Here is a 6,146-nt window from a genome sequence, read left to right as displayed (position 1 = left end):
TGCGCTGTGATTGGCTGGTAAACCTTCTTTGGTCCTTGAATGATTTGGTCACGGTTTGCTTGGCAGAAAAACGCTATACTGTAGCGTGAATCTTGGTTTTCTTCGGCGGTTGGCATACGTACGCGGTGTAGTGTGGATTTGAGCAAGTCGTCACTCCAACGCATCAGCATGTCACCAATATTACAAGTAATCACACCCGCTTTAGGTTCAACGGTGCTCCACACCAGATTTTCTTTCGCATCTTTACCCGCAGCAACTTGAAGTCCACCTTGGTTTTCTTGTTGGAATACCATGGTTAAACAGTCAAAGTCGGTATGTGCGCCTGCACGCCAGAAAGTACCCGTTTGCGGAACTTTTTTGATTGGCAAGTAATGAAGCATGCGCAGCGTACTGAGGTAATTTTCCGACTTTCTTTGATGCGCTTTAGTGAAAAAGTCGCGCTCAAAGCCCAGTTTGTCAGCAAAACAAGACAAGATCTTCATGCCCAATTGCCATGTTTGATGCTCAAATGAAAGCAGGTGAGATTCAAAGCCTTCCACTAACTTATTGCTTGGCCATAGGTCGCCCATGTGAGGTAGCGTAATTTGGTAAGATTCTTTTTGATCCGCCGTGCCCGTCGAAGGACGAACTTGCTGTTTAAATTCCCAACCGGCGTTTAACCCTTCTTTTAAAGGAAACTGCTGTTTTTCTTCCATAGCAAGTGCAAAGAACCGTTCGCTTAGTTTAAAGGACTTTTCGATATCCGCTAAAGTGATACCGTGCTCAACCAGTTGGAAAAAACCAACTTCAGTTGCAGCTTTCCAAAGTTGTTCGGTGATCTCTTCTCGGCGATGATCAAAGTCACGCAAATTGATCAGAGGGATCACGGTGTCACTGGTTTCTAACCCTTTGCTCCCGATGGTTGTTTCAAAGTTAAGTTCGTCTAAAAGATATGATTGACTCATTGTTTTCTCCAATTAAGCATTTGCTTGTTATTGGAGCAATGTCCAGCAATAAGCCAAGAACCTTATTCTTGGTATTACAGACCGCTTCTACTCCGTATTTAATTTATACTGTTATGCAATTAACGTTGTTTTTCTTCTTCTGTCAGGCTCCAAGAAAAGTAACCTTTTTGTACCCAACTAACGGTTTTGAACAGCAACATACTGACCAGAGATAGGAATACCAGTGCTGCAAAAGCTTGTGGGATTTTGAAATATGAGGTTGAGAACTGAACCAAGTAACCTAGGCCTTTTTCAGCCGCGACGAACTCAGCAATCACCGAACCGATAACGGCTAACGTGATGGCAACTTTTACACCGCTGAAAATATGTGGAATGGCGTAAGGCAGGCGAATTTGCCAGATGGTTTTGCTGTTTTTTACGCTCAGTGAACGTGACAGTTCAATTAGTTCAGGTGGCGTAGCCAACATACCTGTAGTGGCTGAAACCACTAATGGGAAGAAGGTAATTAAACAAGTAATCGTCAGACGAGGCGCATCGCCCGTTCCCAAAATCACAATCAGCAGTGGCGCGATGGCAACCACTGGTGTGGATTGAATCACAACCAGAATTGGAAATAACGCACGGGTAAGGAACTTAGAATTCACCATCATAATAGCGAGAGGGATGCTAATCAAAAATGAGATGACAAAGCCAAGCAACGCAATGCGCAGAGTTGCCCATAAGTTATCAAGCCAGCGTTCCATTGATACCTGAGTGAAAGCGATAGCGATATCGCTAGGCGCTGGTAAGATAAATGTTGGTATAGAGAAAATTTTACAAATGGTTTCCCAAATTGGAATGATCGCTAATATTGCAATCAGTGGCAGCCAGTTTTGTGACCATTGAGAAAATAATCGTTTCATATCTATTCCCTTAGACAAATGCAGTTAAGCGACGGTTTTACGAATCAGCTCAACGTTGTCGTTATTCTTACTTTCCGTTTCTTCATTGCTTGCTAAGTCGCTCTTTTCTGAACGATAGAAATATTCACGAATTTTGTTGGTGTAGGTACCAAACTTTGCGTCTTGTAGCGTATGGATATTGCGTGGCCGAGGCAGTCCGATCTTGATCTCTTCCAGCACCGTACTTGGGCGAGGCCCCATCACCAGTACCTTATCTGCGAGCAATACCGCTTCTGAAATCGAGTGAGTGATGAACAGAAGCGTTTTTGGCTTCTCCATCCAGATCTTTTGCAGTTCAAAGCCCATCTCTTCGCGTGTTAATGCATCGAGTGCAGAAAATGGCTCATCCATGATCAAAATATCTGGATTGAGCAGTAATGCACGAGCGATGCCCACACGTTGTTGCATACCACCGGAAAGTTGGTCAGGCATACTGTTTTCAAAACCCGCAAGACCCACAGTGTTCAACAGTTCTTGTGCATTTTGACGATCTTTCTGGCTGACATAATTAAACTTATGTTTAAGCGGAAACAGAATGTTATCGAGGATGTTTTTCCACGGTAGTAATGTCGGTTTTTGAAAAACAATACCGATGTCTTCACGTGGTCCTGTTATCGGGTGTCCAAAAACGGAAATTTCACCCTGTGTGGGAATGATTAACCCTGACAGTAGTCGCAGCAAGGTAGACTTACCGCAACCTGAAGGTCCAACGATGGCGACGAACTCATGCTTTTCCACATTGAAGTCGACATCGTTGAGCACCGTAACCGAATGTTTGTCAGAGTTATAGGTATGACCTATACGCTTGAACGAAACAAATGGTTGCATTAGTTCACTCCCTGGTAAAACTGACGATCAACTGCTGTTTCTGGGTCAAGTTTACTGAGAGCTAAACCTTGCGCCTCTGCTGTCCATTTCCATGTTTCGCTTAGACGAGATGGCGTGAGCTGACCAACACCGTCACGTTGAGAGACTTCATTCATGACGAGACCATGAATCGACTTAATGGTGTCAGCAGCTTGTTTGGCATCCACTTCTGGAACCATTTTTGTTACGTCAGCGCCACTTTCATCAGGGTGTGCCCAGGTGTATTCCACCGCTTTGGCATAAGCTTTGACAAAGCGTTTCACTACATCAGGGTTTTTAGCCATGAATTTTTCGCTAGCGATAATTGAAGATGAGTAGAACTCTAGGCCTGCGTCATACCAAGGCAATACCGTCAGCTTTTTCCCTGCTTCAGCAGCTTGCTGTTCGTTTTTAACACGGTCTGTCATCCAAGAAATCATCACGTCAGATTGACCAGTGATCAGCATTGGGTTAAGCGCGACCGGATCGGCTTTCAATACTTTGACACTTTGCTCTTCAATGCCGTTTTTCTTTAGCATCAGTGGAAGGAAAACGTTCGCTGAAGTAAATGGAGAAGTCGCTATGGTTTTGCCTGAGACATCTTTCACTGAATTGATACCTGAATCTTCCAGTACGTAGAATGCGTAAGGTGCTTTGCTAAACAGAGAGTAGATGGCTTTAACTGGCACGTTGTCATTCGCTTTCGCTACTAACAGAGCAACAATATCTGCGGAACCGATATCAGCCGTGCCTGTTGCAATTTTAGTAATTGCGTCAGTCGAACCTTTACCACCAAGGATGGTAACGTCTAGATCTTGTTCTGCGAAAAATCCTTGTTGAACGCCAACGTAGACAGGAGCCTTATCGCCGCCTGGAAGCCAGTCAAGCTGAAACGTGACTTTGTCTGCAGCAAAGCTACTTGCTGATGTCAGTAGCAAAGATAGCGAAAGGCTTAGTTTGTTGAATTTCGAAATAGTTTTCATAGTTACTCCGTGCTTCCTTTTCACTCTAAAGTGCAGCTTATGTGGACTGCATCTTTTAGCTAACTATGAGCAATGTCCCGATACCGTTATTGGTATCTAACCGCTTCTACTCACACTTCCTATGCTCACAGAGCAATCGGTATGCCATAAATTTGAAATTGAGCGTTTGGTTATTAACTGTACACTAACCAACCGTTAACAGATGGGCTTTGTAGAGGATTAAATAACAGTATTTTTGTATACAATATTCAGTTGAAATTGGATAAGTATTGTATGCAATTGCACCTTTGCAATGCATTGCAAGAAGGCTTAGCTCAATAATGGTGCAAGAATAGCGAGCAACATTTGCAAGCAGTGACGCTAGGGGAATGGTCTGCAATTTGCATTGTATACATTAAAAACTAATGCCCAGAGCAGATAATGTTTTGTGTATGTTAAATGAGTAGAAGCGGTTAAGAGTAATCAAACTCTGGGACATTGCTCAAAAGCGAATAAACCGACGAATGGAAGGTCGGTTTACTGAAAAGGAAGCTTTGATGAACTACTTAGTTAAAAATGCCAACAGTGTCTTTTCATCTAAACAAGACTGTAAAGATATACGAATTCATAACGGTATTATCGCCGAATTAGGGCAGAACTTGCTGCCAGAGCAGGGGGAAGAAATTATTGATGCCAGTGATTGTGTTATCTATCCGGGTTTTGTTAATACTCATCATCATATTGCGCAGTCAATCTTGAAAGGGATACCTGCTGGTATTAATGATGGTCTGGGCGACTGGCTTGCAAATGTTCCTTACCGCTACTGGCCTCAAATCACGCCGGAGATCATGTATTCAGCGGCAAAGCTTGGCTTCTATGAGCTGTTACGCTCTGGGGCGACGACCTGTGCCGATCATCATTATCTCTACCATGCCAATTCTTCGATGGAATTAGAAGAGGTGTTTTGGCAAGCTGCAGATGAAATGGGAATTCGACTGGTTTTATGTCGAGGTGGTGCGACAGTTAAGGGAACTCATAAAGGATTAGCGAAAGCAGGTGTCGAGCCTGAATCCGTTGAGTTGATGATAAACCGCTTGGAATCTACTCGTAGTCGCTATCACCAAGAGGGGGATTTCGCCATGCGTAAGCTGGTGGTCGCCCCAACCACAATTGCCCATTCAGCAACGCCGAGTGACTTACGCTTATTGTCTGAATACGCAAGAAGCCACAAGTTACGTATGCATTCACATATGTTAGAAGTAGATTTCGACAATGAGCAGTCGTTGGCTAAATATGGCAAGGGCATAGTTGAATTCGCACAAAGCTGTGATTGGCTAGGCGAAGATGTCTGGTTTGCACATTTGGTTAGAGCGACAGAGCAAGATATCAAGCTACTTGCAGAAACGAAGACAGGGATTGCTCATTGCCCTACATCTAATTGTCGATTAGGTAGTGGTATCGCGCCTGTAATTAATATGGCTAAAGCCGGAATGCCAATATCCATTGGCGTGGATGGCTCTGCATCGGCTGAATCGGGTTCTATGCTTCAAGAATTGAACCTCACTTGGTTGATTCATCGAGCACAACATGGTTCTAAAGCCACAACTTTAGAACAAGTACTTACTTGGGCAAGTAGAGGTGGGGCAGATATTCTGGGCTTAGAAGGTGTGGGGACCATAGATGTTGGGTATGCGGCTGATATTGTCTTATATGATATTAACCAGCCCCGTTTGTCTGGCTGTCACGATTTATTAATGTCTCCAATAATGGCCGGAGAGCCCTCTTATATTAAAGCAAGTTTCGTCAACGGTAAGATTGCATACCGCCATAGTGATGAAGCAAAATATCTCACTTTAGTCGAAGAAGTGCATCACTCTATTGCCAAATTAAACCGACGAGTTCAAATGCTAGAGGCTCAATAAGCTTATTTGTGATGAAATCGTCTAGATAAAACTCGATTTGTCTCTTTATTAATCAATCAGTCTGAAAAATTGGTTTTTAGGCTGATTTTTCCTTGCCAAGTTATTTTTCCTCCCTATAATGCGCCTCCGTTGACCAGTGATTCTGAATAAAAGAATGTTGGGAAATATAACGGAAAGTTAAATTTCTTAAGCTAAAGAAAATTAACTAAAAAAGTGGTTGACTCTGAATGTTTACTCGCTAAAATGACCGTCCGTTTTGAGAGGAATTGCTCGCAAAACGAAGCTCTTTAACAATTTAAACCTATCAATCTGTGTGGGCACTCGTTGATGAAAATCGAAGATGATTCTAAAGAATCAACTAGGTTTCAATGATACGAAGTGACCATTGAGTCGCAAGACTCAGCACAGTCAATTCAAACATTACATTTATGTAATGTCAGTATTCATTGAGCCAAACAAAATCTTAAATTGAAGAGTTTGATCATGGCTCAGATTGAACGCTGGCGGCAGGCCTAACACATGCAAGTCGAG

Annotated in this window: 5 protein-coding genes and 1 rRNA gene; 2 read left to right on the top strand and 4 right to left on the bottom strand. The window is 43.1% G+C overall.

Annotated elements, in window-relative coordinates; translation table 11 throughout:
• From ACK5MF_RS16900 to ACK5MF_RS16885, 4 genes are all read right to left on the bottom strand, one after another.
• Positions 1-944 (bottom strand): isopenicillin N synthase family dioxygenase (locus ACK5MF_RS16900; RefSeq protein WP_416923733.1); only part of this gene is annotated, 944 nt, incomplete at its 3' end.
• 119 nt (positions 945-1,063) lie between these two features.
• On the bottom strand, positions 1,064-1,846 hold the full coding sequence (locus tag ACK5MF_RS16895) for an ABC transporter permease (protein WP_416923732.1): 783 nt from the start codon (positions 1,844-1,846) through the stop codon (positions 1,064-1,066).
• Positions 1,847-1,870: 24 nt separating this feature from the next.
• Positions 1,871-2,713 carry an ABC transporter ATP-binding protein gene (locus ACK5MF_RS16890; RefSeq protein WP_416923731.1) on the bottom strand — a complete coding sequence of 281 codons (843 nt, stop codon included), beginning with the start codon at positions 2,711-2,713 and terminating at the stop codon, positions 1,871-1,873.
• Positions 2,713-3,714: an ABC transporter substrate-binding protein gene (locus ACK5MF_RS16885; protein ID WP_416923730.1), complete on the bottom strand. Its 1,002-nt coding sequence runs from the start codon at positions 3,712-3,714 to the stop codon at positions 2,713-2,715. The genes ACK5MF_RS16890 and ACK5MF_RS16885 overlap by 1 nt, the downstream gene beginning before the upstream one ends.
• Before the next feature lie 536 nt (positions 3,715-4,250).
• Between ACK5MF_RS16885 and ACK5MF_RS16880 the strand changes: the two genes are divergently transcribed.
• Positions 4,251-5,615, top strand: coding sequence for an amidohydrolase family protein (locus ACK5MF_RS16880; RefSeq protein WP_416923729.1), 1,365 nt, complete (start codon positions 4,251-4,253; stop codon positions 5,613-5,615).
• 465 nt (positions 5,616-6,080) lie between these two features.
• A 16S ribosomal RNA gene (locus ACK5MF_RS16875) occupies positions 6,081-6,146 on the top strand; the annotation flags it as partial.

Source organism: Vibrio sp. (assembly GCF_047973365.1).
GTDB lineage: Bacteria > Pseudomonadota > Gammaproteobacteria > Enterobacterales > Vibrionaceae > Vibrio.
The sequence above is the reverse complement of the archived record's forward strand: the minus strand, read 5'-3'. Positions and strand labels throughout refer to the sequence as shown.

Coding starts and splice junctions, on each gene's coding strand:
- ACK5MF_RS16895 (WP_416923732.1), bottom strand. CDS start 1,846: ATGAAACGATTATTTTCTCAATGGTCACAAAACTGGCTGCCACTGATT.
- ACK5MF_RS16890 (WP_416923731.1), bottom strand. CDS start 2,713: ATGCAACCATTTGTTTCGTTCAAGCGTATAGGTCATACCTATAACTCT.
- ACK5MF_RS16885 (WP_416923730.1), bottom strand. CDS start 3,714: ATGAAAACTATTTCGAAATTCAACAAACTAAGCCTTTCGCTATCTTTG.
- ACK5MF_RS16880 (WP_416923729.1), top strand. CDS start 4,251: ATGAACTACTTAGTTAAAAATGCCAACAGTGTCTTTTCATCTAAACAA.